Origin of the sequence: Methylobacterium sp. Leaf361 (assembly GCF_001424445.1) — a bacterium.
Lineage (GTDB): Bacteria > Pseudomonadota > Alphaproteobacteria > Rhizobiales > Beijerinckiaceae > Methylobacterium.
In genome coordinates this window covers 47,969-72,942 of record NZ_LMPY01000007.1, presented here as the reverse complement: position 1 = coordinate 72,942, position 24,974 = coordinate 47,969, and the positions used below count along the sequence as shown (strand labels likewise).

Annotated in this window: 22 protein-coding genes; 11 read left to right on the top strand and 11 right to left on the bottom strand. The window is 72.7% G+C overall.

Annotation, left to right across the window (positions count from 1 at the left end; genetic code table 11):
• Positions 1–10 precede the first annotated feature (10 nt).
• From bchL to bchF, 5 genes are read right to left on the bottom strand one after another with little or no spacing between them, the layout of a single operon-like run.
• Complete coding sequence (bchL, locus tag ASG32_RS07265) at positions 11–904, bottom strand: ferredoxin:protochlorophyllide reductase (ATP-dependent) iron-sulfur ATP-binding protein (RefSeq protein ID WP_020095252.1); 894 nt, start codon at positions 902–904, stop codon at positions 11–13.
• A complete protein-coding gene (locus ASG32_RS07260) occupies positions 901–4,605 on the bottom strand; it encodes a magnesium chelatase subunit H (protein ID WP_056523994.1) in 3,705 nt (1,234 codons plus the stop codon). The genes bchL and ASG32_RS07260 overlap by 4 nt, the downstream gene beginning before the upstream one ends.
• Positions 4,580–6,172 carry a ferredoxin:protochlorophyllide reductase (ATP-dependent) subunit B gene (bchB, locus tag ASG32_RS07255; RefSeq protein WP_056523991.1) on the bottom strand — a complete coding sequence of 531 codons (1,593 nt, stop codon included), beginning with the start codon at positions 6,170–6,172 and terminating at the stop codon, positions 4,580–4,582. Before bchB ends, ASG32_RS07260 begins: the two co-directional genes overlap by 26 nt.
• 4 nt (positions 6,173–6,176) lie before the next feature.
• Positions 6,177–7,451, bottom strand: a complete 1,275-nt coding sequence (locus ASG32_RS07250) for a ferredoxin:protochlorophyllide reductase (ATP-dependent) subunit N (RefSeq protein ID WP_020095249.1) — start codon at positions 7,449–7,451, stop codon at positions 6,177–6,179.
• A complete protein-coding gene (gene bchF, locus ASG32_RS07245) occupies positions 7,448–7,954 on the bottom strand; it encodes a 2-vinyl bacteriochlorophyllide hydratase (RefSeq protein WP_020095248.1) in 507 nt (168 codons plus the stop codon). Before bchF ends, ASG32_RS07250 begins: the two co-directional genes overlap by 4 nt.
• A gap of 317 nt (positions 7,955–8,271) precedes the next feature.
• Here bchF and ASG32_RS07240 point away from each other — a divergent pair, with 317 nt between their 5' ends.
• The 9 genes from ASG32_RS07240 to ASG32_RS32225 all read left to right on the top strand — a co-directional run bounded on the left by ASG32_RS07240 (position 8,272) and on the right by ASG32_RS32225 (position 17,238).
• Positions 8,272–9,162 (top strand): cobalamin B12-binding domain-containing protein, encoded by an 891-nt coding sequence (locus ASG32_RS07240; protein ID WP_056523988.1) that lies wholly within the window; start codon positions 8,272–8,274, stop codon positions 9,160–9,162.
• 29 nt (positions 9,163–9,191) lie between these two features.
• Positions 9,192–10,637 carry a transcriptional regulator PpsR gene (ppsR, locus tag ASG32_RS07235; protein ID WP_020095246.1) on the top strand — a complete coding sequence of 482 codons (1,446 nt, stop codon included), beginning with the start codon at positions 9,192–9,194 and terminating at the stop codon, positions 10,635–10,637.
• Positions 10,638–10,990: 353 nt separating this feature from the next.
• Positions 10,991–11,875, top strand: a complete 885-nt coding sequence (chlG, locus tag ASG32_RS07230; protein ID WP_056523985.1) for a chlorophyll synthase ChlG — start codon at positions 10,991–10,993, stop codon at positions 11,873–11,875.
• Entirely contained in the window at positions 11,875–13,206 is a 1,332-nt protein-coding gene (locus tag ASG32_RS07225) for a BCD family MFS transporter (protein ID WP_056523982.1), read from the top strand. The genes chlG and ASG32_RS07225 overlap by 1 nt, the downstream gene beginning before the upstream one ends.
• A 4-nt stretch (positions 13,207–13,210) precedes the next feature.
• Positions 13,211–14,437, top strand: coding sequence for a geranylgeranyl diphosphate reductase (locus ASG32_RS07220; protein ID WP_056523979.1), 1,227 nt, complete (start codon positions 13,211–13,213; stop codon positions 14,435–14,437).
• On the top strand, positions 14,434–14,931 hold the full coding sequence (locus ASG32_RS07215) for a TspO/MBR family protein (RefSeq protein WP_056523976.1): 498 nt from the start codon (positions 14,434–14,436) through the stop codon (positions 14,929–14,931). The genes ASG32_RS07220 and ASG32_RS07215 overlap by 4 nt, the downstream gene beginning before the upstream one ends.
• Positions 14,931–15,302, top strand: coding sequence for a hypothetical protein (locus ASG32_RS07210; protein ID WP_020095241.1), 372 nt, complete (start codon positions 14,931–14,933; stop codon positions 15,300–15,302). Before ASG32_RS07215 ends, ASG32_RS07210 begins: the two co-directional genes overlap by 1 nt.
• A 78-nt stretch (positions 15,303–15,380) precedes the next feature.
• Positions 15,381–16,940, top strand: coding sequence for a c-type cytochrome (locus tag ASG32_RS07205; protein ID WP_056524103.1), 1,560 nt, complete (start codon positions 15,381–15,383; stop codon positions 16,938–16,940).
• A gap of 124 nt (positions 16,941–17,064) precedes the next feature.
• Positions 17,065–17,238: a YqaE/Pmp3 family membrane protein gene (locus ASG32_RS32225; protein ID WP_012318839.1), complete on the top strand. Its 174-nt coding sequence runs from the start codon at positions 17,065–17,067 to the stop codon at positions 17,236–17,238.
• A gap of 4 nt (positions 17,239–17,242) precedes the next feature.
• Here the strand turns inward: ASG32_RS32225 and ASG32_RS07200 are convergent, their stop codons facing one another.
• Positions 17,243–18,754, bottom strand: a complete 1,512-nt coding sequence (locus tag ASG32_RS07200; RefSeq protein ID WP_056523973.1) for a murein L,D-transpeptidase family protein — start codon at positions 18,752–18,754, stop codon at positions 17,243–17,245.
• Positions 18,755–19,195: 441 nt separating this feature from the next.
• On the opposite strand from ASG32_RS07200, the gene ASG32_RS07195 reads away from it, so the two are divergent.
• Entirely contained in the window at positions 19,196–19,447 is a 252-nt protein-coding gene (locus ASG32_RS07195; RefSeq protein WP_056523970.1) for a DUF1640 domain-containing protein, read from the top strand.
• Positions 19,448–19,504: 57 nt separating this feature from the next.
• Here ASG32_RS07195 and ASG32_RS07190 read toward each other — a convergent pair whose 3' ends face one another.
• The 5 genes from ASG32_RS07190 to ASG32_RS07170 form a co-directional block, all read right to left on the bottom strand.
• Complete coding sequence (locus ASG32_RS07190; RefSeq protein ID WP_056523967.1) at positions 19,505–20,236, bottom strand: papain-like cysteine peptidase; 732 nt, start codon at positions 20,234–20,236, stop codon at positions 19,505–19,507.
• On the bottom strand, positions 20,233–21,195 hold the full coding sequence (locus ASG32_RS07185) for an acetyl-CoA carboxylase carboxyltransferase subunit alpha (protein ID WP_020095236.1): 963 nt from the start codon (positions 21,193–21,195) through the stop codon (positions 20,233–20,235). Before ASG32_RS07185 ends, ASG32_RS07190 begins: the two co-directional genes overlap by 4 nt.
• Positions 21,196–21,332: 137 nt before the next feature.
• Complete coding sequence (locus ASG32_RS07180) at positions 21,333–22,541, bottom strand: DUF2252 family protein (RefSeq protein ID WP_082557778.1); 1,209 nt, start codon at positions 22,539–22,541, stop codon at positions 21,333–21,335.
• A gap of 131 nt (positions 22,542–22,672) precedes the next feature.
• A complete protein-coding gene (locus ASG32_RS07175) occupies positions 22,673–24,046 on the bottom strand; it encodes a PleD family two-component system response regulator (RefSeq protein ID WP_056523964.1) in 1,374 nt (457 codons plus the stop codon).
• Positions 24,047–24,216: 170 nt separating this feature from the next.
• Positions 24,217–24,588, bottom strand: coding sequence for a response regulator (locus ASG32_RS07170; RefSeq protein ID WP_007560977.1), 372 nt, complete (start codon positions 24,586–24,588; stop codon positions 24,217–24,219).
• Between the two features lie 74 nt (positions 24,589–24,662).
• Here ASG32_RS07170 and ASG32_RS07165 point away from each other — a divergent pair, with 74 nt between their 5' ends.
• Positions 24,663–24,965, top strand: coding sequence for a DUF3572 domain-containing protein (locus ASG32_RS07165; protein ID WP_307188484.1), 303 nt, complete (start codon positions 24,663–24,665; stop codon positions 24,963–24,965).
• Positions 24,966–24,974: the final 9 nt, after the last annotated feature.

Here is a 24,974-nt window from a genome sequence, read left to right as displayed (position 1 = left end):
AACTCCAGACTCAATCGAAACCGAGGAACTCGAACAGGTCGCGGTCCTTCATGGGGATCGCCTCGCAGGGCTCGCCCCCGGCCCAGAGCGTCTCGGCGAGCCGCATGTACTCGGCGGTCACGGCGTCGAGCTCGGGCGAGGAATCCATCTCGAACAGGGTCGACTTCTTGAGCCGCGAGCGGCGGACCACGTCGAGGTCGGGGAAGTGGGCGAGGCGCTTCAGGCCGACCGCGTCGTTGAAGCGGTCGATCTCGTCGGTCTTGGCCGAGCGGTTGGCGATGACGCCGCCGAGCCGCACGCCGTAATTCTTGGACTTGGCATGGATCGCCGCGACGATCCGGTTCATCGCGAAGATCGAGTCGAAGTCGTTGGCGGTGACGATCAGTGCCCGGTCGGCGTGCTGGAGCGGCGAGGCGAAGCCGCCGCAGACCACGTCGCCGAGCACGTCGAACACGACGACGTCGGTGTCCTCCAGGAGGTGGTGCTCCTTGAGGAGCTTCACGGTCTGGCCGACCACGTAGCCGCCGCAGCCGGTGCCGGCGGGCGGGCCGCCGGCCTCGACGCACATCACGCCGTTGTAGCCCTCGACCACGAAATCCTCGACGCGCAGCTCCTCCGAGTGGAAGTTCACTGCCTCCAGGGCGTCGATCACCGTGGGGGCGAGGCGCTTGGTCAGCGTGAAGGTCGAGTCGTGCTTCGGGTCGCAGCCGATCTGCAGCACCCGCTTGCCGAGCTTCGAGAAGGCCACCGACAGGTTCGACGAGGTGGTCGACTTGCCGATCCCGCCCTTGCCGTAGACCGCGAAGACCTTGGCGGTCTCGATCTTCAGGTCGGGGTCGAGGGCGACCTGAAGGCTTCCCTCCTCCTTCCGGGCGACGACGGGATTGCGGATCGCGATGTTCATGCGGCCACTCCTGCGGTGACGCCTTCCAGGCGGTCCTCCAGCTCCTCCTCGGCCCGGTCGAGGGCGTCGCGCATCTCTGCGTCGGGGGTCCAGAAGCCGCGGCGGTGCGCCTCGATCAGCCTTTGGGCGACCTTGGCGGAGGCGGTGGGGTTCAAGGCGGCCATGCGCTCGCGCATGTCCTTGTCGAGGACGTAGGTCTCGGTGATCCGCTCGTAGATCCAGGGCTGGACCGCGTTGGCAGTGGCCGACCAGCCGACCGTGTTGGTCAGGTGGGTCTCGATCTGGCGGACGCCCTCGTAGCCGTGGCCGAGCAGGCCCTCGTACCATTTCGGGTTGAGCATCCGGGTGCGCGTCTCCAGCGCCACCTGCTCCTCCAGGGAGCGGACGCGCCCCTCCCCGCGGGTCTGGTCGCTGATGTAGATCGGCACCGACTCGCCCTTGGCCCGGGCCACCGCCCGGCCCATGCCGCCGAGCCCGTCGAAGTAGTGATCGACGGAGGTGACGCCGACCTCGACCGAGTCGAGGTTCTGGTAGGCCATGTCGACGGAAGCGAGCACCGCCTGCATCAGGGCGCGCTGCGGCGCCGGGCGGCCGGTGCGGCCATACGCAAAACTCTTGCGGCGCGAGAAGGTCTCGCAGAGTTCCGCGTCGTCGTCCCAGTTCCCCGAATCGACGAGGTGGTTGACGTTGGCCCCGTAGGCGCCCTCGGCGTTGGAGAAGACCCGGAGCGCCGCCGTCTCCAGGTCGCAGCCCTGCTCGGCCTGGATGGCGAGGGCGTGCTTGCGGACGTAGTTCTGCTCCAGGGGCTCGTCGGCGGTGGCGGCGAGGTACGAGGCTTCTGCCAGGAGCTTCGTCTGCAGGGGCAGGAGATCGCGGAAGATGCCGGAGAGGGTGACCACCGCGTCGATGCGCGGGCGGCCGAGGGTCTCCAGCGGGATCAACTCGGCGCCGCTCAGGCGGCCGTAGCCGTCGAAGCGGGGTGCCGCGCCGATCAGCGCGAGCGCCTGGGCGATCGGGCCGCCCTCGCTCTTGAGGTTGTCGGTGCCCCACAGGACCAGCGCGACGCTCTCCGGGCAGGGCTTTCCGTCGGCGGCGAAGCGCTCGAGGATCCGGGCGACCTGCCGGGCGCCGTCGGCCACCGCGAAGGCCGAGGGCAGGCGGTAGGGGTCGAAGCCGTGGAGGTTGCGGCCGGTCGGCAGCACGGCCGGGTTGCGCAGGATGTCGCCGCCCGCCACCGGCGGCACGAAGCGGCCGTCGAGCGCCCGCAGCAGCGCCGGAACTTCATGGTCGCGGGACAGCAGCCGGTCGGTCTCGGCGAGGTTCTTGAGTGTCTCGCGGTTGGTCTCGTCGGCGGAGAGGCCGGAGGCCTTGAGCGCCGCCTCGATCCCCTGCCCGGCCACCAGGGCCTCGATCCCGGCCCGCTCCGGCTTCACGCCATGCGCCGACTCGGCGAGCGCCAGGAGCAGATCGACCCGCTCCTCTTCCGGCGTCCCCTGCCCGACCACGTGCAGCCCGTGCGGGATCAGGGTCTGCTCCAGCTCCTGCAGCGCGGTCCAGAGGCCTGAGACCCGCGCCTCCAGATCGCCGCTCCAGGCCGGATCGGCCGCCACGAGGTCGACCGCCGCGCCCTGGTCCTGGATCAGGCGGGCCAGGGTCTCGCGCTCGCCCGCCGCCTCGGGGCCGAGGCCGCGCCAGCGCTCGATCGAGCTCTTCAGGTCGATCAGCCCACGGTAGAGCCCGGCAGCCGCGAGGCTCGGGGTGAGGTAGCTCACCAGCGTCGCGGCCGAGCGGCGCTTGGCGAGCGTCCCTTCGGACGGGTTGTTGGCCGCGTAGAGGTAGACGTTCGGCAGCGCCCCGATCAGCCGCTCCGGCCAGCAGGACTCGGACAAGCCGGTCTGCTTGCCGGGCATGAATTCGAGGGCGCCGTGGGTGCCGAAATGCAGCACGGCGTCGGCAGAAAAATCCTCGCGCAGGTAGCGGTAGAAGGCCGAGAACGCGTGGGTCGGCGCGAAGCCGCGCTCGAACAGCAGCCGCATCGGATCGCCCTCGTAGCCGAAGGCCGGCTGGACCCCGACGAAGACGTTGCCGAACTGCGCGCCCAGCACGAAGATCTCGGCGCCGTTGGTCTGGTGGCGGCCCGGCGCCGGGCCCCATTGGGCCTCGATCTCGGCGAGGTAGGGCTCGCGGCGCAGGTGATCCTCGGCCGGGATGCGGGCGTGGACGTTGGCCTGGGTGCCGTAGCGTTTGGTATTGCCCTCCAAGATCGCCGCGCGCAGGGCATCGACGTCTTCCGGGATCTCGACCGTGTAGCCGTCCGCCGCCAGGCCCTTCAGGGTGTTGAGCAGCGAGGCGTAGACCGACAGGAACGCGGCCGTGCCGGTGGCGCCGGCATTGGGCGGGAAGTTGAACAGCACCACGGCGAGCTTCCGCTCGGCCCTCGCGGTCCGGCGGAGGGAGACCAGACGTGCGACCCGCTCGGCGAGGCGGGCCGCCCGCTCGGGATGCACCCGCATGTCCCGGGCGTTGTCGCTGCCGGAGGTCGAGGACCGTCCGCCGAACACCATCGGGGCGGTGGCGCCATCGAGTTCGGGGATCGCGACCATCATGGTCGCCTCGACCGGCGACAGGCCGCGGTCGCCCGCCTCCCACTGCTCCAGGGTCTGGAATTCCAGCGCCTGGGCGGCGAGGTAGGGCACGTCGAGCCTGGCCAGCATCGACTCGGCGGCGGCGGCGTCGTTGTAGGCGGGGCCGCCGACCAGCGAGAAGCCGGTGAGCGAGACCAGCGCATCGATGCAGGTGCGCCCGTCCTTCATGAAGAAGGAATCCACCGCTGGGCGGTTGTCGAGGCCGCTGGCGAAGGCCGGCACGACGTCGAGGCCCTGCGCCTCAAGGGCGGCGATCACCCCGTCATAATGGGCGGTGTTGCCGGCGAGCACGTAGCTGCGCATCACCAAGAGGCCGACGCGGCCCTTCGCGCCCGTGAGGCGGGGCAGCCGTGACGGGTCGGCGCCGATCCGGCCGGGCAGCCGCGGGTGGTAGAGGCCGGTCTCGGGGTAGTCGAGGGGTGCGGGCGCCGCCGGGCCGTCACGCCAGGCGGCCCGCTCGCCGGCCGCGTAGCGGTGCACGAGGAAGCGCACCAGCGCGGCGACGTTCTCGTCCGAGCCCGCGAGCCAGTATTGCAGGGTCAGGAAATAGGCGCGCACGTCCTGGGCCGAGCCCGGGATGAAGCGCAGGATCTTCGGCAGCTTGCGCACCAGGGCCATCTGCCGTCCGGCATTGCCCTGCTGGCCCGGCTTGCCGCGCAGCTTCTTGAGGAAGTCGAGGGCGCTGCGCTTGGTGCCGCTCATGTCGAAGCGGCCGAGCTTCGTGGTCTTCACCACCTCGCCGGCCGAGAGGCAGCCGACCATCGCGTCGCAGGCGTCGCGCCGCGCCGCCAGCGCCGGCAGGATCGCCCGCACGTGCTCGTCCATGAACAGCATGGCCGAGAGCACGATGTCGGCCTGCGCGATGTCGGCCCGGCAGGCCTCCAGGGTCGCGGGGTCGTTGTCCCATTCGGCCGCCGCGTGGAAGCCCAGAACCAGCCCGGGCATCTCGGTCCGGAGGCGCAGGCGCGCCCGTTCCACCGCGCTCGCCAAGTGATTGTCGAGCGTGACGATGACGATGCGGATCGGCGGCCTATCGGCCGAAATGCGCTTTGGCATCGTAGAGGGTCTCGACGGTGATGAGCGGCAGATGCCGCTCCCGGGCGAAGGTCTCGGTGTTGGTGCGCGCCTTGCCCCGCACGAAGAACGGGATCTTCTTGAGTTCCTTCTCGGCCTCGGGCGACCACGCTGCGGCCCGGTCCAGAAGAATCGGAACGGGCGCCGGCGTCGGAGGGGTGTCGGCCGGCGCCCGTTCCGCGGCCTCGAACGCCCCGTCCGCCGGAGTCCCGTAGGACTTGCCGCCGAGATGCGAGGGGCCGACGCCGTCGTGAAATTCGGGATCCTCCCGGAACATGCCGAGGAGGTGCTCTTCGAGGCCCATCATCAGCGGATGGACCAGGGTGTCGAACAGGACGTTGGCGCCCTCGAACCCCATCTGCGGGGCGTAGCGGGCCGGGAAGTCCTGGACGTGCACCGGCGCGGAGATCACCGCGCAGGGGATGCCGAGCCGCTTCGCGACGTGGCGCTCCATCTGGGTACCGAGCACCAGTTCCGGCGCGGCCGCGCGGATCGCCGCCTCGACGTCGAGGTAATCGTCGGTGATCAGCGCCTCGATGCCGTGCTCGGCCGCCTCGGCGCGAACCTCGCGGGCGAATTCGCGGCCGTAGGTGCCCAGTCCCACGACGGTGAAGCCGAGTTCCTTGGCGGCGACCCGGGCGATACCGATGGCGTGGGTCGCGTCGCCGAACACGAAGACGCGCTTGGCCGTGAGATACGTCGAATCGACCGAGCGGGAGTACCAGGGCAGCCGCGAGCCGGGGCCGTCGAGCACCGGTGCCGGGTCGATCCCGGCGAGGCTCGCAACCTCCTCGACGAACCGGCGGGTGCCGCCGACGCCGATCGGGACGGTCTGCGTGAACGGCTGCCCGAAACTCTTCTTCAGGTAGTCCGCGGCCGACCGGGCGGTCTCGGGGTAGAGCACGACGTTGAAATCGGCCTCCCGGAGCCGGCCGAGATCGGCGGGCGTGGCCCCCAGCGGCGCCACGACATTCACGGCGATGCCGAGCGAATCGAGCAGCCGGCGGATCTCGATCAGGTCGTCCCGGTGGCGGAAGCCCAGCGCCGTCGGTCCCAGGATGTTGCAGAGCGGACGCTGCCCGGGTTCCCGCGCCGGATGCGGGGCGGGCGGACCGGCGAGCGCCCGGACGAGGCGGTAGAAGGTCTCCGACGCGCCCCAGTTCTCCTTCTTCTGGTAGGCGGGCAATTCCAGCGGGATCACCGGGATCGGCAGGTCGAGGGCCTTGGCGAGGCCGCCCGGATCGTCCTGGATCAACTCGGCGGTGCAGGAGGCGCCGACGATCATCGCCTGCGGCCGGAACCGCGCGTGGGCGGCCGAGACCGCCTGCTTGAACAGCTCGGCGGTGTCGCGGCCGAGATCCTGGGCGCGGAAGGTCGTGTAGGTGACGGGCGGGCGGGCGTCCCGCCGCTCGATCATCGTGAACAGCAGGTCGGCGTAGGTGTCGCCCTGCGGCGCGTGCAGCACGTAGTGCAGCCCGGACATCGCCGTGGCGACGCGCATCGCGCCGATATGCGGGGGACCCTCGTAGGTCCAGAGGGTGAGCTGCATGGCGCTACACCTCCAGCAGGGCGCGGCGCCGGAGCGGGCGCACGAACAACTCGGCGAGGTCGCCGGCCTGCTCGTAGCCCTGCACGGGCGTGAACAGCAGCTCGATCGACCACTTGGTCGACAGCCCCTCCGCCTCCAGCGGATTGGCGAGGCCGAGGCCGCAGACCGTGAGATCCGGCCGTTCCGCCCGGCAGCGGTCCATCTGGTCGTCGAGGCTCTGGCCCTCCGTCACCCGCGTGCCCGCGGGCAGCAGCTCGATCTCGGCGGCGAGATGCCCCCGGTGCAGGTACGGCGTCCCGACCTCCACGAGGTCCGCGCCGAGCTCCCGGGCGAGGAAGCGGGCGAGCGGAACCTCCAGCTGCGAATCGGGGAAGAAGAACACGCGCTTGCCGCCGAGCCTCTCGCGGTGGGGGGCGAGTGCGGTCTCGGCGCGGGCGCGGCCCGCTTCCGTGGCCTGTTCGAAGGCGGCCTCGGAGACGCCGAACGCCTCGGCGGCTGCCCGAAGCCAGCCGGTGGTGCCTTCGGCGCCCAGAGGGAACGGCGCGGGCAGCCGGCGGGCGCCACGCTCGTCGAGGGCCCGGGCCGTGTCGGTCAGGAAGGGCTGGGCCAGCAGATAGCGGGTGTTGCGCCCAACAGCCGGCATCGCGTTCGCCCGGCGGGCGGGCAGGAACCGGACATCCGCGATCCCCATCGCGGCGAAGAGCCGGAGAAACTGATCCTCCACCACGTCGGCCAGCGCCCCGACCACGAGGAGCGAAGGGACCGCCGTCTCGGCCTCGCGGGGCAGGTCGGGCACGAGGGCGGCGAGGCAGGCATCCTCCCCTTGCGTGAAGGTCGTCTCGATGCCGGAACCCGAGTAGTTCAGCACCCGTACGGGGGCGAGCCGTCCCGACAGGCGCTGGGCCGCCCGGGACAGGTCGAGCTTGATCACTTCCGACGGGCATGAGCCCACGAGGAACAGGAGCTTGATGTCCGGCCGGCGCTCGATCAGCCGGGTCACCACCCGGTCGAGCTCCTCGTTGGCGTCGGCGAGGCCGGCGAGGTCGCGCTCGTCGATGATCGCCGTGGCGAAGCGCGGCTCGGCGAAGATCATCACGCCGGCGGCGGACTGGATCAGGTGCGCGCAGGTGCGCGAGCCGACCACCAGGAAGAAGGCATCCTGGATCTTCCGGTGCAGCCAGACGATGCCGGTCAGCCCGCAGAACACGGCCCGCTGACCCTGCTCCTGGCGGAGCTCGATGCCGCCGCAGGGTGGCTGATGAACCAAGGGAGCGTTCACGGCAGCGCCTCCGCGAGGCGCGGCGCGCGACTTCCGGCACTCTCCATGCGCGCGGCCCGGAGCTTCAGGAGGAACTGGGCCGCGTTGATCACGTAGGTCGCGTAGGCCGCCAGCGCGAGGAGCAGCAGCGCCTGACCCCTGAGCGCGCCCGTGGCGAGGGCCGCGAGGTAGGCGGTGTGGAGAGCCAGCACCAGCATGCTGACCACGTCCTCCCAGAAGAAGGCAGGCGCGAAGAGCCACCGCCCGAACACGACCTTCTCCCAGATCGAGCCGGTGACCATGATCGCGTAGAGGGCCAGGGTCTTCACGACGACCGAGATCTCGGCCGCGCGCAGGCCGTCGTCGGTGGCCAGGGCGCGCAGCACCAGGACGAGGCTCACCAGGAAGATCGCGAACTGGAGGGGCGCCAGCACTCCCTGGACCACGGTCCAGAGCGACGAATCGCGCCGGCGCCGTTCGGCGGGCGTGTAGAGCGGTCGTGCCGGCCGGTCCTCGGGACCCATGCATCCGCTCCCTGGTCGTCGGCGGCGCCTCAGGCTCCGTCGTTGACAGAGGCTAGGGCGGGGGTCCGGGAAGTGTCAAGTGCGCTTGACGCTTTCACGGCATGACAGTGGCAGGGATATTTTTTCTTCGAATAAGATCATTGCCAAGATCGTCAGGAAGCGTATCGTCGGCCGTGGCGGCAGAGATTGCTGCCGTTCGGCTTGTCAGACTCAGGAACTGACGGACACGAAGAATAGACGGGCGAGCAACGCCACACCGAGCGCGCGAGCGGATCCGCCGGCCCGTCCGGGACGGGGCCGTCTCAGGGAGGATGCCGATGGGAAACTGGAGGCATTTCGGTGGCCGTCTGGATCACGGTCCGTCCGCGGCCGGCTGCAGCCCCGTGAGCGACGGGCTCCCCGTGTTCCGCGAGGCGGCCCTCGGCTGGCCCGACCTGCACCGGCCCGTGCCCGACGCGCTCGCCAAGGTCGTCGAGGCGGAGATCCTGCCCCGCCTGATGCTCGCCCACCGGCCCGCCGGCCGCGCCGTCCCGGCGGACCGGGCGCCGAGCGCGCGGGAGATCGCCGACTTCAGCGCCCTGCTCCTGGCCTCCGGCCCGGTCGACCTCGACGCCCGCGTGGACGCCCTGCGCGACGGCGGCCTGCCGCTCCCGCGCCTGCTCCTCGACCTGCTCGCCCCGGCCGCCCGGCACCTCGGCGCCCTCTGGGAGGAGGATGCCTGCGACTTCCTGGCGGTGACCGAGGCCCTCGGGCGGCTCCACACCGTGAGCCGCCGCCTCTGCGCCGAGCTGGAGAGCGAATCGGTCCCGGCCAACGGGCGCAGCGTCCTGCTGCTGCCCTGCCCGGGCGAGACCCACGTCTTCGGCCTGTCGCTGGTCGCGAGCTTCTTCCGGGAGGCCGGCTGGGACGTGACCACCGCGGTGCCCGGGCCGGGGGTCGACCCCCTGGACCTGCTCCGGTCCGACTGGTTCGACGTGGTCGGCCTGTCGCTCTCCTGCGACGTCCTGCTGCCGGTCCTGACGGCGACGGTGGCGGAGGTGCGCCGGGTCTCGCGCAACCGGGACGTCCGGGTGCTGGTCGGCGGCCCCTTCTTCGCGCGCCACGGCGGCGAGGCGGGGATCGTCGGGGCGGATGCCTGCGCGTCGGACGCGTGCCTCGCGCCCGCCGCAGCCGAAGCTTTGCTGGACAGACAGGCACTGGCCTGCTGAAAGGGCCTCAAACCGACTTTCACATTGCGGTGACCGTGACCCCTCAGCCCCGCCCCTCCCCGCAGTCGCCGCCCGCGGCCCTGCAGCAGGTGGCCGGCCTCCTCCAGGGCGAGGCGGTCGGGCGCATCGTCGCGGCGTCCGCGGACCTCTCCCTGGTGATCGACGCGGACGGGGTGATTCGGGACGCCACGGTCGGCGCCGACCTCGCGGCCGAGACCGTGGCGGGCTGGCTGGGCCGGCGCTGGATCGACACCGTCACGGTGGAGAGCCGCCCGAAGGTCGACGCCCTGCTGCGGGACGCCGGGGCCGACGGCATCACCCGCTGGCGCCAGGTGAACCACCCCTCGCCCGACGGCGCCGACCTGCCGATCCGCTACGCGTCGATCCGGCCCTCGGAGGGCGGCCCGATCCTCGTGCTCGGGCGCGACATGCGGGCGGTGGCCGCCCTGCAGCGCCGGCTGGTGGAGACCCAGCAGGCCCTGGAGCGGGACTACGACCGGCTCCGCGCCGCCGAGACCCGCTACCGGCTCCTGTTCCAGATCTCCGGCGAGCCGGTGCTGGTGGTCGATGCCGGCACGCGCCGGGTGGCCGAGGCCAACCCGGCCGCGGCGCGCCTCCTCGGGCGCCCGGCCAAGCGCATCGCCGGGCAGGACGCCGTCGAGCTGTTCGACCCCGCCAGCACCCGGGCCCTGGAGGCGCAGTTCGCCGCCCTGCGGGCGACCGGGCAGGCGGGCGAGATCCGGGCGGCGCTGCAGCACGGGCGCGGGGAGGTCACGGTCTCGGCCTCGCTGTTCCGGGGCGAGGGCGGCGCGAGCGCGCTGCTGCAGCTGGTCGCCGACCCGGCGACGGCGGCGCCCGGGCCCGACCAGGAGGCGCCCACCGCCGCGGTGATCGAGGCGATGCCGGAGGGCTTCGTGGTCACCGATTCGGCGCGGCGGATCCTCATGGCCAACGCCGCCTTCCTGGAACTGGCGCAGCTCGCCACGGTGGGCCAGGCCCGCGGGCGCACCCTCGACCACTGGCTCGGCCGCGACGAGACCGAGGCGCAGGCGCTGTTCGCGACCCTCGTCGACCACGGCGCCGTGCGCCGCTTCGCCACCGTCGTCCGCGGCGCCTACGGCGGCATGGAGGACGTGGAGGTCGCCGCCGTGTCGGTGGCCGGCGCCCGCCCCTGCCTGGGCTTCGCCATCCGGTCGGGCCCGCGGCGAATCGCCGAAGGGCGCCCCGGGGTCGGGCGGGAGGTGCCCCGCTCGGTGGAGCAGATGACCGAGCTGGTCGGCCGGGTCTCGATGAAGACCCTGGTGCGCGAGACGACCGACCTGATCGAGAAGCTCTGCATCGAGGCGGCCCTGCGGATCACCCGGGACAACCGGGCCTCGGCGGCCGAGATGCTCGGCCTGAGCCGGCAGGGCCTCTACGCCAAGATGCGGCGCTACGGCGTCGGCGACCTGGACGGCCCGGTCGAGGACATCTGAGGATCCGGGCGCGGGCCTCCGGGCGCGGCGGGACCCATCCCATCCCATCCCATCCTTATCCCATCCCCCGAAGGTGCGCGCGGCGGGGCCCGCCGGCCCCCCTCGGATCCCGGCACCGAAGGCCTCGAAGATCCCGGAATCGTCCTCGCGGACGGGGGTCGCCGGGAGCGCCCGGGGCGCCGCCGGAGCGCCGGAAAGCGCCCGCGCGGGCGGTCCCGCCGGCACGGTTTTTCGGTGTTTCGGATAATGTATTTCTGGTCCGCCGGTGTATTTATTCGACAAACGTCGCGCACATGCTGGCGCGCGGTGTAAATCTGGCTTGACACCCGGTCGGGCGCCGGTAGCCTCCCGTCATGACCGCTACGCCCGCCCCGAGCGCAGTCATCGAGCTGCTGAAGCCGCTCACGTGGTTTGCGCCGATGTGGGCCTTCGCCTGCGGGGTGATCTCCTCGGGCCAGCCGGCCAGCGGCCAGTGGCCGGTGATCGCCGCCGGCATCCTGCTGGCCGGCCCGCTGGTCTGCGCCACCAGCCAGGCCGCCAACGACTGGTTCGACCGCCACGTCGACGCGATCAACGAGCCGAACCGGCCGATCCCCTCCGGGCGGATCCCGGGCCGCTGGGGGCTCTACCTCGCGCTTGCCTGGACGGCGCTGTCGCTGGCGGTGGCCGCCGCGCTCGGGCCCTGGATCCTCGGGGCCGCGCTGTTCGGGCTGGTGCTCGCCTGGATCTACTCGGCGCCGCCGGTGCGGCTGAAGCGGAACGGCTGGTGGGGCAACGCCGCGGTGGCGCTCTGCTACGAGGGGCTGCCCTGGTTCACCGGCGCCGCCGTCATGGCCGCCGCCCTGCCCGACCGGCGGGTGCTCCTGGTGGCGCTGCTCTACGCGGCCGGGGCCCACGGCATCATGACCCTCAACGACTTCAAGTCCGTGGAGGGCGACCGCCGGATGGGGCTGCTGTCGCTGCCGGTGCAGATGGGCTCCGAGCGCGCCGCGCGCTTCGCCTGCCTGGTCATGGCCCTGCCGCAGGTGGCGGTGATCGCGCTCCTCGTCGGCTGGGAGCGCTACTGGCACGCCGGCCTCGTCGCCGCGCTGCTCGCCGGGCAGTTCGCCCTGATGGCCCGGTTCCTCGAGAATCCCCGGGAGCGGGCGGTCTGGTACAACGGCACCGGCACCACCCTCTACGTCCTCGGCATGCTGGTCTCGGCCTTCGCGCTGCGCCCGCTGGTGGGAGGGGCGTGATGGCACCGGACCCCGGCACGGGCCTCGGCTGGCCCCAGATCGTCCGCCTCGGCCTCGTCCAGACCGCGCTGGGCAGCGTCGTCGTGCTGATGACCGCCACCCTCAACCGGGTCATGGTGGTGGAATTGGCGCTGCCCGCCCTCGTGCCGGGCCTGCTGGTCGCCCTGCACTACGCCGTGCAGGTCCTGCGCCCGCGCTGGGGCTACGGCTCCGACCGCAGCGGCCGGCGCACCCCCTGGATCGTCGGCGGCATGGCGGCCCTCTGCCTCGGCGGGTTCGGCGCCGCCTGCGGCACCGCGCTGGCGGCCGAGAGCCTCGCCCTGGGGCTGGCGCTCGCCGCCCTCTCGTTCCTGTGCGTCGGCATGGGCGTCGGCGCGGCCGGGACCTCGCTCCTCGTCCTGCTGTCGGGCGGCGTCGCGCCGGCCCGGCGGGGCGCGGCCGCCACCGTCGTCTGGGTGATGATGATCGTCGGCTTCGCCGTCACGGCGCCGCTCGCCGGGCACTTCCTCGACCCGTTCTCCGGCCCGCGCCTCGCGGCGGTGTCGGGCACGGTCTCGCTCGTCGCCTTCTGCGTGGCGGCGCTCGCGGTCGCCGGCGTCGAGCGCCGCCTGCCGGTCCGGGCGCCCGAGCCCGCGGAGGCGCGCCGCCCGTTCTTCACCGTGCTGGCCCACGTGCTGGCCGACCCCGTGAGCCGGACCTTCACGATCTTCGTCTTCGTGTCGATGCTGGCCTACAGCGCCCAAGAGCTGATCCTGGAGCCCTATGCCGGCCTCGTCTTCGCGATGAGCCCCGGCGCCACCACCAAGCTCGCCGGCCTCCAGCACGGCGGCGTGCTCGCCGGCATGCTGCTGGTGGCGGCGGTGACGCTCCTCGCCCGCGGCACCGTCCTCGCCTCCCTGCGGCTCTGGATCGGGATCGGCTGCGCCGGCTCGGCCGCCGCCCTCTTCGCCCTGGCGAGCGGCGCGGCGGCGGGATCGGACTTCCCCCTGCGCGCGACCGTCTTCGCCCTCGGGGTGGCCAACGGCGCCTACGCGGTCGCCGCCATCGGCTCGATGATGGCGCTCGCCGGCCGCGGCGACGCGCGGGAGCGCGGCACCCGCATGGGCGTCTGGGGCGCCGCGCAGGGCGTCGCCTTCGGGGCCGGCGGCTTCCTCGGGGCCGTGGCGGTCGACGCCGTCCGGCTCGTCACCGCCGAACCCGTCCAGGCCTACGCGGCGGTCTTCGCCGCGGAAGGGTTGCTGTTCCTCGTCGCGGTCGTCCTGGCGGCGCGGCTCGAACCCGCTCCGGCACCGGACACGGTGCCGCTCGATCCTGCCTTCAGCGTGAGGTGAGGCCATGGCCCGGTTGGACGATGGCGGCCCCGGCCGCGACAGCTACGACGTCGTCGTGGTCGGCGGCGGCCCGGCCGGCGCCACGGCGGCGACCGACCTCGCCCGGGCCGGCCACGCGGTGCTGCTCCTCGACAAGCCCGGCCGGATCAAGCCCTGCGGCGGCGCGATCCCGCCCCGGCTGATCCGGGACTTCGCGATCCCGGACGCGCTCCTGGTGGCGAAGATCCGGTCCGCCCGGATGGTGGCGCCGAGCGGCAAGGCCGTCGACATGCCGGTGGGCGAGGGCTTCGTCGGCATGGTCGACCGCGAGCACTTCGACCCGTGGCTGCGCGAGCGGGCCGCGGCGGCCGGCGCCGACCTGCGCGCGGCGGCCTACGACCGGATCACCCGGCCCGACGACGGGCCGCCGCTGGTCCACTTCACCACCGGCGCGGGGGCCGGCCTCGCCCGCCACGCCGTCCGGGCCCGCCTCGTCCTCGGCGCCGACGGCGCCTGCTCGCCGGTCGGCCGCGCGGAGGTGCCGGGCCACGCCAGGATGCGGCAGGTCTTCGCCTATCACGAGATCCTGCGGGTCCCGGAGGCCGGCGCCCCCGGGGCCGGGTCGGTCGACGCCACCCGCTGCGACGTCTACTACCAGGGCCGCCACTCGCCGGACTTCTACAGCTGGATCTTCCCCCACGGGGACACGCTGAGCATCGGCACCGGCAGCGCGCGGAAGGGGTTCTCGCTGCGCTCCTCGATCCGGGCCCTGCGCGCCGCCACCGGCCTCGACCACGCCGAGACCGTCCGCCGCGAGGGGGCGCCGCTGCCGCTGAAGCCCCTGAAGCGCTGGGACAACGGCCGGGACGTGCTGCTCGCGGGCGACGCCGCGGGCGTCGTCGCGCCGGCCTCCGGCGAGGGGATCTACTACGCGATGCTCGGCGGCCGGCTGTCGGCCGAGGCCGCCGCCGCCTTCCTGCGGACCGGGGACGCGCGCGCCCTCGCGGGCGCGCGGAAGCAGTTCATGAAGCTGCACGGGCGCGTGTTCTGGATCCTCGGGATGATGCAGTGGGTCTGGTACCGCAGCGACGGCCTGCGCGAGCGCTTCGTCTCGATCTGCCGGGACAAGGACGTCCAGCAGCTCACCTGGGACAGCTACATGAACAAGGAGCTGGTCCACGCGAAGCCGGCCGCCCACGCGCGGATCTTCTTCAAGGACCTCGCGCACCTGTTCCGCTGGGTCTCGCCGTGAGCCTCGCCGCCGCCGATCTGGGACCGCCCGTGGTGGCGGCGGTCGCCGCCGTGCTGGTGGCCGTGGCCGGCGGCGTCGCGACCACGACGGACACGTGGTACCGGCGCCTGCGGGTCCCGGCCTGGAAGCCGCCGGACTGGGCCTTCGGCCCGGTCTGGGCGGTGATCTTCGCGCTCACCACCACGGCCGGCGTGCTGGCCTGGAACGGCGACGCCGACCCCGTCGCCCGGGGCGTCCTGCTGGCCGCCTACGCGGTGAACGGGGTGCTCAACATCGCCTGGAGCGTGCTGTTCTTCCGGTTCCGCCGGCCCGACTGGGCGCTGGCCGAGGTCGCGGTCCTGTGGCTGTCCATCGCCGTGCTGGTGCTGGTGACCGGCCGGGTCTCGGGCGCGGCGGGGCTCATGAACCTGCCCTACCTCGCCTGGGTCAGCGTCGCCGCCTGCCTGAACCTGCGGATCGTCCGCCTCAACGGGCCGTTCGCGGAGCCCGCCTGATGGGGGCGCTCCTCGACCCGGTCCTCGGCCCCGCCTTCGCGTCGGGCCGGATCGTCGACGGGATCCTGCTGCTGGTCGCCCTGGAGGCGCTCGCCCTCGCGTGGCTCGCCCGCCGGGGCGGCCCGCCGCTGCCGTCCCTGCTGGCCAACCTCGCCTCCGGCGCCGCGCTGATGCTGGCCCTGCGGGCGGCGCTCGTGGGGGCCGGCTGGGTCGCGGTCGCAGGGTGGATGCTCGCCGGGCTCGTCGCCCATCTCGCCGACCTCGGCCTGCGGGTCCGGGCGGCCACGGCACAACGCCGCAGCGCGGCGCCGGCCGGAACAACGCCCGCGACGGCCGCGTTCACGCGCGTCACAAGTTTCAAACAGCTCTAAAATCGGGATGGGAGACGCGGCATGCAGCGCACGAGAGCCCTCTCCTCCGGCCGCGCGGCCCCGACGCGGCTGGCCCCGATGCGGGCCGCCTCCTTCCTCGCGGGCCTGCTCCTGGCCGCGCCGGCGCTGGCGCAGGACGGCTCGGCCGACCAGATCGAGCGCGGCAAGTACCTCGTGACGATGGGCGACTGCGCGGCCTGCCACACGGCGCCGGGCGGCAAGTACCTCGCCGGCAACTACGCGCTGAACATGCCCTTCGGCGTGATCATGACCCCCAACCTCACCCCCGACAAGGAGACGGGCCTCGGCAACTGGAGCTACGCCGACTTCGACCAGGCGTTCCGGCACGGCTACAGCAAGAACGTCGGCTACCTGTACCCGGCCTTCCCGTTCGCGTGGTTCACCAAGGTCACCGACGAGGACACCAAGGCGATCTGGGCCTACCTCCAGTCGGTCCCGGCCGTGAACGAGAAGCGGAAGGAGAGCCAGATCCCGTTCCCGTTCAGCGTCCGCACCGCGCTGGTGACGTGGCGGACGGCCTTCTTCACCGAGGAGCGCTTCAAGCCCGACCCGAAGGCCAGCGCCGAGGTGAACCGCGGCGGCTACCTCGTGGAGGGGCTCGGCCACTGCGCCATGTGCCACAACGAGAACAAGCTCGTCGGCAACTCGAGCTTCGCGGGCCGGTTCGGCGGCGGCGTGATCGACGGCTGGTACGCCCCCAACATCACCCCGGACGGCCACCAGGGCATCGGCGCCTGGACCGACGAGCAGGTGGTGACCTACCTCAAGACCGGCACCGCCCCGGGCGACCGGCCGGGCGTCGCCGCCGGGCCGATGCGCCAGACCATCATGGAATCCCTCTCCAAGGTGAAGGAGGAGGACCTGAAGGCCATGGTGGCGTACCTGCGCACCGTGCCGGCCAAGCAGACCTACAAGCCGAAGGACCTCACGGCCTTCGACACGCCCGACGCGCCCGGCGCCTCCACCTACCTGACCTACTGCTCCTCCTGCCACCAGCCCGACGGCAAGGGCATCGAGGGCGCGGTCCCGGCGCTCGCCGGCAACACCTCGGTCCAGTCCGAGGGCCCCGAGACGGTGCTGCGGGTGATCTACGGCGGGCTCGGCGCCCAGAGCGGGCTCGCCCCGATGGTGGCGATCGGCCAGCAGATGACCGACGTCGAGGTGAAGAACGTCACCGACTACATCCGCAATTCCTGGGGCAACAAGGCGCCGGTCGTGACCGGCGAGAAGGCCTCGGAGGCGCGCGCCGCCACCAAGACCATGCTGGCCGGCACGGCGCCCTGCGCGGAGATCGAGCAGGACAAGCTCAAGGCCGCCTTCGACAAGATCGGGCTGCAGGCGAGCCTGAAGGGCCTGAAGCAGCAGGACTTCGTCCCGACCCTCGCCCGGCTGGTGCAGCAGGTGAAGGCGGAGCCGACCGGGGTCACCGACGACGACATCGTCAACGGCCTGACCACGGCCTTCTGCAAGGTCGGCCGCGACGACCCGCAATACGGCAACCCGAGCTGGCCCGCGGTGATCGGCACCTTCGCGAACGTCGCCTACAGCCAGGTGAAGCACCCGGAGAAGCAGGCCGCCAACGTCCCCTCCGCCACCACGCCGCCGGCGAAGAACTGAGGCGCCGCCCCGCGGCCCCGGCCTGCCGGGGTCTTCGGGGCCGGTTCGGGGTCAGATCGGGCGGAACGGATAAAACCGTGTTTCGTTGGAGCCGGGACGTGCCGACCTCACGCCCGGAGTCCCCGTGTCCAGCCTCGTCCGCATCCTGCTCGCGATCTTCTTCCCGCCGATCGCCGTGCTCGTCACCACGGGCTTCGGCCTTCAGTTCCTGCTGAACATCCTGCTGTGGATCCTGGGCTGGCTGCCCGGCACGGTCCACGCCCTGTGGCTGATGAACCGCGACCGGCCGCTGGTCTGAGCCGTCAGGGCTTCCGGCCCTCGGGCTCGCCCTTCCGGAGGGCGGGCTTCTCCGCCTTCGCGTCGGCCTTCGACTCACCCTTGCCCTCGACCTTCGCGGTCTTCACCGCGTGGGCCCTGGCGGCCTTCGGCGCGACCGTCTCGGCGTGGGCGACCTTCGCCGGCTCCGGCGCCGCCGCGGGCACGACCGCCGGGGTCGCGGGCGCCGCCGGGGCCGGCTTGTCCTTCGCGAAGAGCTGGTCGAACAGCTTCTGGTAGCTGCTCGCATCGCCGTCCGCGTCCGCCACCGCGATGCGGGCGGGCTTGTCGGGCAGGGCCGCCGTGGTCTCGACCTGCGCGCCGGGATCGGCGCGGTTCGCCATCAGTGTCGTGGGCGTCGTGGGCGTCGTGGGCGTGGCGGGCTCCCGCCCGTGCCCCTTGCCGCCGGCCTTCGCGGCGCGGGTCGCGGCCGCCGGCTCGGCGCCGGCCAGCATCGTGGGCTGGCCCTTCGGCGCGAGCTCGATCTCCTGCGGGCCGGCCGCCAGGGTCTCGGGCCGGCTCACGTCGCCGAGATTGTGCCGGCCGTACTCCTTGGCGTCGTAGGGCAGGACCGTCTCGGTGCCGCCGAGGCTCGCGAAGGCGCTGGCGTTCTGCGGGCGGAAGACCGGGTTCTGGCCGCCGTCCTGGTACACGACCCGCACCGCCGGCGTGCCCTTGGCGACGAGGTCGGCGACCGCGTGCGTGTCGCGCGCGCTCTTCTCGGCCACCAGCGGGTCGACCCGCGGCTTGCACGAGCCGGCGGCCGCGTCGGCCCCGCCGAACACGTACTTGGTCCCGCACTGGCCGACCTTCGGCTCCTCGTGCAGGGCCTCGAAATAGTCGGACCCCTCCTTGAGGTTCTGCCAGAAGGCGATGTTCGGGTCGTTGCGGAACTTGGCCATGTTCTCGGCCGTCATCCGGAACGGGTAGGACTGGAACTGGAAGCTGCGCTGGCCGCCGATGAACGCGTCGCGGGCGACGGCGTAGATCTCCGCGATGGTGGCGTCGGTCATGGCGAAGCAGCCCGCCGACGAGCAGGTGCCGTGCACCATCAGGTACTTGCCGGTGCGCCCGTTGGCCCGGTCGACGGCGTTCGGGAAGCCCGTGTCGAACGAGAGATAGTACGACGAGTTCGGGTTCATCAGGCCGGGGGTGATCGTGTAGAAGCCCTCGGGCGCCTGCCGGTCCCCTTCCCGGGTCTTCGGCCCGAGCTGGCCGGACCAGCGGCAGATCGGGTAGGTCTTCAGGAGGGCGTAGCGGCCGTCGCTCCCCCGCTTCCAGATCTCCATCTCCGCCTCCTTCTTGAAGGTGCGGATCAGGATCGGGTCGGAGGGCTGCATCCCCTTGGACTGCATCAACGCGACGGTCTGGGGGGCGATCGGCGCGAGGCTGCGCGCGCTCGGGCCGTTGATCCCGGAACCGTCCTGGCAGGCGGCGAGCGACAGGGCCAGCAGGGACGCCGCCGCCAGCAGTCGCGCGGTCGCGAGACGCGCCGTCATGGGGAACCTCGATCGTCTTACGCGCGCCCGCGGGCCTTGCTGGCCGCGTCGGGTGCCACTCCCCAACCCAATAGGCTCGTTAAGCTTGCGCCTTCCTTACCGCAAGGACCCGGCTGCAACACTGGATTGTTCTCGGGTGTGGAGAGCCCGCGCATGCGCGCTATCCACAGCGCGCCGCGGCGGGGTCGCGGGACGGCGCCGTTCGAGCCGCAGGGCCGCGCGGCGATCCATGCTGTGCTCGTGCGCGGTCCCGCCTGCGGTCCGGCCTGCCGGCCCGGTGCGCGGACCGGTGGACTCCCTGGCGGAGCGGACGCGTGCGACCGCGCCGGGCGCCCAACTTTGAGCTGCTTGCCTCGGCGGGATGAAGGCGCCACGTTCGCGGAGGCTGCCATCCGGATTCGGCCGATCGAGCCGGACGGCTCGAACACGCGAACGTCGCCCATGACGGCCCTCTCGCTCGACACGCACGCCCTCGTCCGTCGCCTGCGGGCGACCGGCCTGTCCGAGGATCAGGCCGAGGCGATCACCGCGGCGATCCGCGAGAGTCGGGATTCCGATCTGACGAACCTCGTCACCAAGACCGATCTGGCCGAAGCGAAGTTCGACATCATGAAATGGGTGACCGGCTCGATCGGCTTCCAGACGATCGTCATCGTCGGCGCGATCGTTGCCCTGTCGCGCGCCGCGCATTGACGGCCGCCCCGGGAGCCGACCGGCCGCCGCCCCGCAACGTCGCCCCCGGGCGCCCGCTCAGCCGAACAGGACCGGTCGCCGCGCCGCCTCGGCGCGGATGATCGCCACCAGCGCCGCGTCGTCGGCCGGGTCGGCGAGCCGCAGGCCGACCGGCTCCGAGGGCGTCTGCACGGCGAGCCAGCGCAGGGTGGGCCGGAGGTCGAGCGCCTCGACCACCGCCATGCGCGGGTGCCCGGTCTCGAGCTGCACGAAGGTCAGGTGGTTGCGGCTGGCGCGCTGCCCGAGCAAGTCGTCGATCGCCTCGACCACGTCGCGGGGCGTGTGCAGATGGGTCATCATCCAGAGGCGGTTGTCGGTGCCCGGCGTGTCGAGGGCCCGGCGCAGCCGGCGCACGCCCTCGGTGAGGAAGGCGTAGTCCGCCTCGCTCGTCGCCGGGTCGTGGTGGTTGAACACGCACTCGAGGCCGTGCCGCTCCCGGTAGAGGCGGTGGCGCCCCCGCCAGATGCCGGGGCCGCGCCGCTCGGCCTCCGGGATGCTCTCCAGCTGGCCCCGGTCGACGAGCGCCGCGAAGTCGTCGGCGAGGCAGTCCCGGGCCATGCCGGGCATGGAGAAGATCCAGTCGAGGGGACCCGACCACTGGCGCAGGTCGAGCGTCTTGAGGACGTGCGCCATCTGGCAATTGCAGCCCAGGGAGACGTGGTTGTGCCGGCCCGGCTCCCGCGCGTCGCGCCGGCCGAGCAGCCGGCCGAGCGCGCCGAACAGGCCCCCCGTCGCCCCGGGCTCGCTCACAGGGTCCGGCCGATCGCCAGGAACTTCTCGGCGCGCCGGTCGCGGACCTCGACGGGCGAGAGGCCGTCGAACTGCGCGAGGGCGTCGGCGATGGCGTCGCCCGCGGCCCGGATCGCCGCCTCGCGGTCGCGGTGCGCCCCGCCGGTGGCCTCCGGGATGATCGCGTCGATGACGCCGAGCCGCAGCAGGTCCTGGGCGGTGATCTTCATGGCGGTCGCGGCGTCCGACGCGCGGCCCTGGTCGCGCCACAGGATCGAGGCGGCGCCCTCCGGCGAGATCACCCCGTAGATCGCGTGCTCCAGCATCAGCACCCGGTTGGCGGTGGCGAGCGCGATCGCGCCGCCCGAGCCGCCCTCCCCGATCACCACGGCGACGTTGGGCACGCCGAGCGCGAGGCAGGCCTCGGTCGAGCGGGCGATGGCCTCGGCCTGGCCGCGCTCCTCCGCCTCGATGCCCGGATAGGCGCCGGCGGTGTCCACGAAGGCGAGGACCGGCAGACCGAACCGGTCGGCGGTCTCCATGAGCCGGACCGCCTTGCGGTAGCCCTCGGGCCGGGCCATCCCGAAATTGTGGCGCAGCCGCGCCTCGGTCGTGGCACCCTTCTCCTGGCCGAGCACCAGGACCGGCCGGCCGCGGAACCGGCCGAACCCGCCCAGGATCGCCTCGTCCTCGCCGAAGCTGCGGTCGCCGGCCAGCGGCGTGAACTCGGTGATGAGCCCGTCGCGATAGTCCACGAAGTGCGGCCGCTGCGGGTGGCGGGCCACCTGGGTCTTCTGCCAGGGGGTCAGATTCGCGTAGATCTCGGCGAGCGCCTGGCCGGCCTTGGCCTCGAGCCGGCCGACCTCCTCGGCGATGGAGACCGCGCCGTCGCGCGCGCTCACGGCGCGCAGCTCCTCGAGCTTGGCCTCCAGCTCGGCCACCGGCTTCTCGAAGTCGAGGTAGGTGCGCGTCACCGCCATCGTATCACAGGTCTTCCCGGGGTCCGCCGCGCGAGAGGCGGCGGGCGGGAGGTGTTGGCGATGGCGGGGATGGTGTCAACCGGCGGCGTGGCGGAAGCGCCCCGGGTCCGGGCCGGTCCGGGCCGCGTCAGGCCGCGTCAGGCCGCGTCCAGCGCCTCCCGGGCGATCCGGCGGCAATGCTCCAGGTAGCCGCGCTGGTGCGCGCCCATCAGGTCGGTGACCACCGACCAGAGCCAGCCGGGGGCGTCGGGGCCCGGGCCAGGCGCCCGCACGGCGTCGATCCAGGCCCGGCGGTCGGCCGTGCCCATCTGGCGGCCGTGGGCCCGGCCCAGGATGGCGGCGAGGTGCCGGGAGACGCGGACCGCCTCGCCGCGGGAGAACTGCTCGGCGTCGATCTTGAGATCCTGCGGCAGCAGCTCGCGGACCGTGACGGGCGTGCCGCCGATGTGGCCGGCGACCATCCGGTCGCCGAGGTTGGGCGACAGCGCCCGCGCGCCCGCGACGACGCGTTCGGCGTGGTCCGACGGCACCGCGATCCCGGCGGCGGCCGGCGCGAGGTGCGGCACCGCCTCCTTGACGTCGAGCAGGGCGAGGTTCGGACGGTCGCCGCCCAGCACCTCCACCAGGGCGGCGTAGCGCAGACGCCCGAGGGAGCTGCAGCCCTTGATCCAGTAGGCGGCGTCGAGCAGCCGGATCTCGGCGTCGTCGGCCGCGCTGCCGAGCGCCAGGACGAGGCGGCGGATCTCCGGGTCGCGGATCAGCGCCGTCAGCGCGTCCTGCTCGTCGGCGTCGAGGTCGAAGAACCGGCTGCCCCGCGGGAGCCGGGCGGCCTTGCCCTTCAGGCGCTCGCGCGAGAGGTGGCGCCAGCGCCGGCCGAGCGCCCGCCGCTTCGTCGTGACGACGATCTCGGACGGGTCGACGCCCCGCTCGGCCCCCTCGGGATCGGCGATCCCGTCGGCGTAGCCGTCCGCCATGGCGTCCATCATCCGGGCGGTGACGATGCCCGGCAGGGTCGCGTTGAGCGCCGCGGTGACCAGGGAGAGCGCGAGCCGGACGAGGTCGAAGGCCGGGTTCGCCACCACGGTCTGGTCGAGGTCGCGGATCTGGATGTCGATCCCGCCGTCCGGGCCGGCGAGCGCGCCGAGATTGCCGAGATGCGCGTCGCCGCAGATCCAGACGGGCGGCCCCTCGGGCAGGGTGCCGGCCGGCATCCCGGCGAGCAGCTCGTAGAACCGCGCCGTGCTGCCGCGGACGTAGGCGTGCGGCGAGGACGCGATCTTGCACAGGCGGCGGTGGTTCAGCACGCTCGCGTCGCGGCCGGATCGTGCCGGTACCTGCATGTCCATGGGTTCGGTCCCGCGCGCCGCTCCGCCGGCCTCGACGGGCCGGCCGAATCCGATAACACGGCGAGGCCGGCCTTATTCATCCGCGCGCGCGGGCGCGCGTATTGACGCGGGGACGCCTGTCAGGCCGCCGGTCAGGCCGCCTGCGACTCGACCCTGTTCCGGCCCGCCGCCTTGGCCCGGTAGAGGGCGAGGTCGGCCCGGCGGAGCATGTCGGCGGGGCCGAGATCCTCGCCGCGGCGCACGGCGACGCCGATCGAGACCGTCACCGACACGGTCCGGGTCGCCCCCTGCACGGTGAACGGCACCGCCTCGACGCGCTCGCGGATGCGCTCGGCGATGCCCTGCGCCTCGACGAGGCCCGCCTCCGGCAGGATCACCACCACCTCCTCGCCGCCGTAGCGCGCCACGATGTCGATCGGCCGCGTGTGCTGGCGGACCCGCTCGGCGAAGCCGCGCAGCACCTCGTCGCCGGCCTCGTGGCCGAAGCTGTCGTTGATCCCCTTGAAGTGGTCGATGTCGAGGATCAGCGCGGCGAGGCTCGCCCGGCGGGCGGCCTCGTCGCCGAACAGGGTGCCGAGGTGGCTGTCGAGGTAGCGCCGGTTGTGCAGGCCGGTGAGCGCGTCGGTCACGGCCATCTGCAGGGAGGCCTGCATCGCCCCCCGGAGCGCGTCGGTGAAGCGCTTGCGCTTCACCTGGGTGCGGACCCGGGCCATCAGCTCGTTGCGGTCGACCGGCCGCATCAGGAAGTCGTGCACGCCGAAATCGAGGCCGCGGACCACCCGGGCGCGGTCGTACTCCTCGGCGAGCATGATCAGCGGCATCGCCCGGGTCCGGTCGAGGGACCGGAGCTGGCTGCACAGGCGCAGGCCGTCGAAGCCGGTGAGGTCGAGGCTCACGAGGGCGAGGTCGAAGGACTCCTCGGCGGCGCGGCGCAGGGCCTCCTGCGGGTCGGGCTCGACCGTGACCACGTGGTGCTGGCGCAGGGCCCCGGCGAGGCGCTCGGCCGAGCCGGGCCGGTCCTCGATCAGCAGGATCCGGGCGTCGAGGCCGGTCTCGGCGGTGGCGAGCGCCAGGGGATCGCCGATCCCGAACTCCCGGGAGGCGAGCGCGCGCTGGCGCAGCTCGTCCGTCACGGCCTTGAGCCGCACGAGGCTGCGCACCCGGGTGAACAGGGCGGTGTCGTCCACCGGCTTGGTCAGGAAGTCGTCGGCCCCGGCGTCGAGGCCGCGCAGGCGGTCCGCGGGCTGGTCGAGGGCCGTGACCATCACCACCGGGATGTGGGCCGTGAGGGGGTTGTTCTTGAGGTGCCGGCAGACCTCGAACCCGTCCATGCCGGGCATCATCACGTCGAGCAGGACGAGGTCGCAGAGGCCCTTCTCGCAGATCGCGATCGCGTCCCGGCCGTTCATGGCCGCGAGCGTGTCGAAATATTCCAGGCCGAGCTTCGTCTCCAGAAGCCTGACGTTCGGGAACAGATCGTCGACGATCAGGACACGGGCCGACATGGTTCCTCGTGCGGGCGCGGGTGAGCGGCCCGGACCGGGCGCCGTGTGCCGTGGGGGCGCGCCGCCGGTCGGCCGCCGGGGCCGGGGCGGACACGACGGGACGGACGGTTGAACCGGTCACCCGGCCCGGCGCGGCCGGGGGTCCGGTTCAACGGCACGCCTCGCCGGCGTCAACGCGGTTCAAGATAGGCCCGAACCGTTGCCAAAAACTTCGCGACCGAGATCGGCTTCGACAGGTAGGCCTCGCAGCCGCCCTCGCGGATCCGCTCCTCGTCGCCCTTCATGGCGAAGGCCGTGATGGCGATCACCGGGATGCTCTTGAGGTCGTCGTCCTCCTTGAGCCACTTCGTCACCTCGAGGCCGGAGACCTCGGGGAGCTGGATGTCCATGAGGATCAGGTCGGGGTGATGGGCGCGCGCCAGCTCGATCGCCTCGATGCCGTGGGCGGTCTTGAGCGTCGCGTAGCCGTTCGCCTCCAGGAGATCGTTGAACAGCTTCATGTTCAACTCGTTGTCCTCGACGATCAGCACCGTCTTCTTCATGATCCGTTGTCCCGGTGCGCGCCGATCATGATTAGCGGGCCGTGAAGCCCCTCCGTCACCTTTGTAGCGTTCACATGTTGATGAATGGCAAACCTCTTCAAGGGCATGAGTCGGCCGAACGGCTCGCCCTGGACGTTCTGTTGTGGATCGCTGGGGACGACGACCGTCTCCTGCCCTTCCTGGCGGCGAGCGGCCTGAGCCCCGACACGCTCCGCGCGAGCGCCCGGGAGCCGGCCTTCCTGGTCGGCGTCCTCGACCATGTCATGGGCGACGAGAACGTGCTCGTCGCCTGCGCGAACGGCCTCGGGATCAAGCCGGAGCGGATCGCCGCGGCCTGGCAGGCGCTCTCGCCGCGGCCGGACGACGCATGGGCGTGAGGCGGGGCC

What these genes read in the sequence shown, in the direction of transcription:
- chlG (WP_056523985.1), top strand. Translation starts at nt 10,991, where the DNA reads ATGACCGCTACGCCCGCCCCGAGCGCAGTCATCGAGCTGCTGAAGCCG.
- ASG32_RS07240 (WP_056523988.1), top strand. Translation starts at nt 8,272, where the DNA reads ATGGGAAACTGGAGGCATTTCGGTGGCCGTCTGGATCACGGTCCGTCC.
- ASG32_RS07185 (WP_020095236.1), bottom strand. Translation starts at nt 21,195, where the DNA reads ATGGCGGTGACGCGCACCTACCTCGACTTCGAGAAGCCGGTGGCCGAG.
- bchL (WP_020095252.1), bottom strand. Translation starts at nt 904, where the DNA reads ATGAACATCGCGATCCGCAATCCCGTCGTCGCCCGGAAGGAGGAGGGA.
- ASG32_RS07225 (WP_056523982.1), top strand. Translation starts at nt 11,875, where the DNA reads ATGGCACCGGACCCCGGCACGGGCCTCGGCTGGCCCCAGATCGTCCGC.
- ASG32_RS07195 (WP_056523970.1), top strand. Translation starts at nt 19,196, where the DNA reads ATGACGGCCCTCTCGCTCGACACGCACGCCCTCGTCCGTCGCCTGCGG.
- bchF (WP_020095248.1), bottom strand. Translation starts at nt 7,954, where the DNA reads ATGGGTCCCGAGGACCGGCCGGCACGACCGCTCTACACGCCCGCCGAA.
- ASG32_RS07175 (WP_056523964.1), bottom strand. Translation starts at nt 24,046, where the DNA reads ATGTCGGCCCGTGTCCTGATCGTCGACGATCTGTTCCCGAACGTCAGG.
- ASG32_RS07205 (WP_056524103.1), top strand. Translation starts at nt 15,381, where the DNA reads ATGCGGGCCGCCTCCTTCCTCGCGGGCCTGCTCCTGGCCGCGCCGGCG.
- ASG32_RS07180 (WP_082557778.1), bottom strand. Translation starts at nt 22,541, where the DNA reads ATGGACATGCAGGTACCGGCACGATCCGGCCGCGACGCGAGCGTGCTG.
- ASG32_RS07220 (WP_056523979.1), top strand. Translation starts at nt 13,211, where the DNA reads ATGGCCCGGTTGGACGATGGCGGCCCCGGCCGCGACAGCTACGACGTC.
- ASG32_RS07260 (WP_056523994.1), bottom strand. Translation starts at nt 4,605, where the DNA reads ATGCCAAAGCGCATTTCGGCCGATAGGCCGCCGATCCGCATCGTCATC.
- ASG32_RS07200 (WP_056523973.1), bottom strand. Translation starts at nt 18,754, where the DNA reads ATGACGGCGCGTCTCGCGACCGCGCGACTGCTGGCGGCGGCGTCCCTG.
- ASG32_RS07165 (WP_307188484.1), top strand. Translation starts at nt 24,663, where the DNA reads ATGTTGATGAATGGCAAACCTCTTCAAGGGCATGAGTCGGCCGAACGG.
- ASG32_RS07210 (WP_020095241.1), top strand. Translation starts at nt 14,931, where the DNA reads ATGGGGGCGCTCCTCGACCCGGTCCTCGGCCCCGCCTTCGCGTCGGGC.
- bchB (WP_056523991.1), bottom strand. Translation starts at nt 6,172, where the DNA reads ATGCAGCTCACCCTCTGGACCTACGAGGGTCCCCCGCATATCGGCGCG.
- ASG32_RS07170 (WP_007560977.1), bottom strand. Translation starts at nt 24,588, where the DNA reads ATGAAGAAGACGGTGCTGATCGTCGAGGACAACGAGTTGAACATGAAG.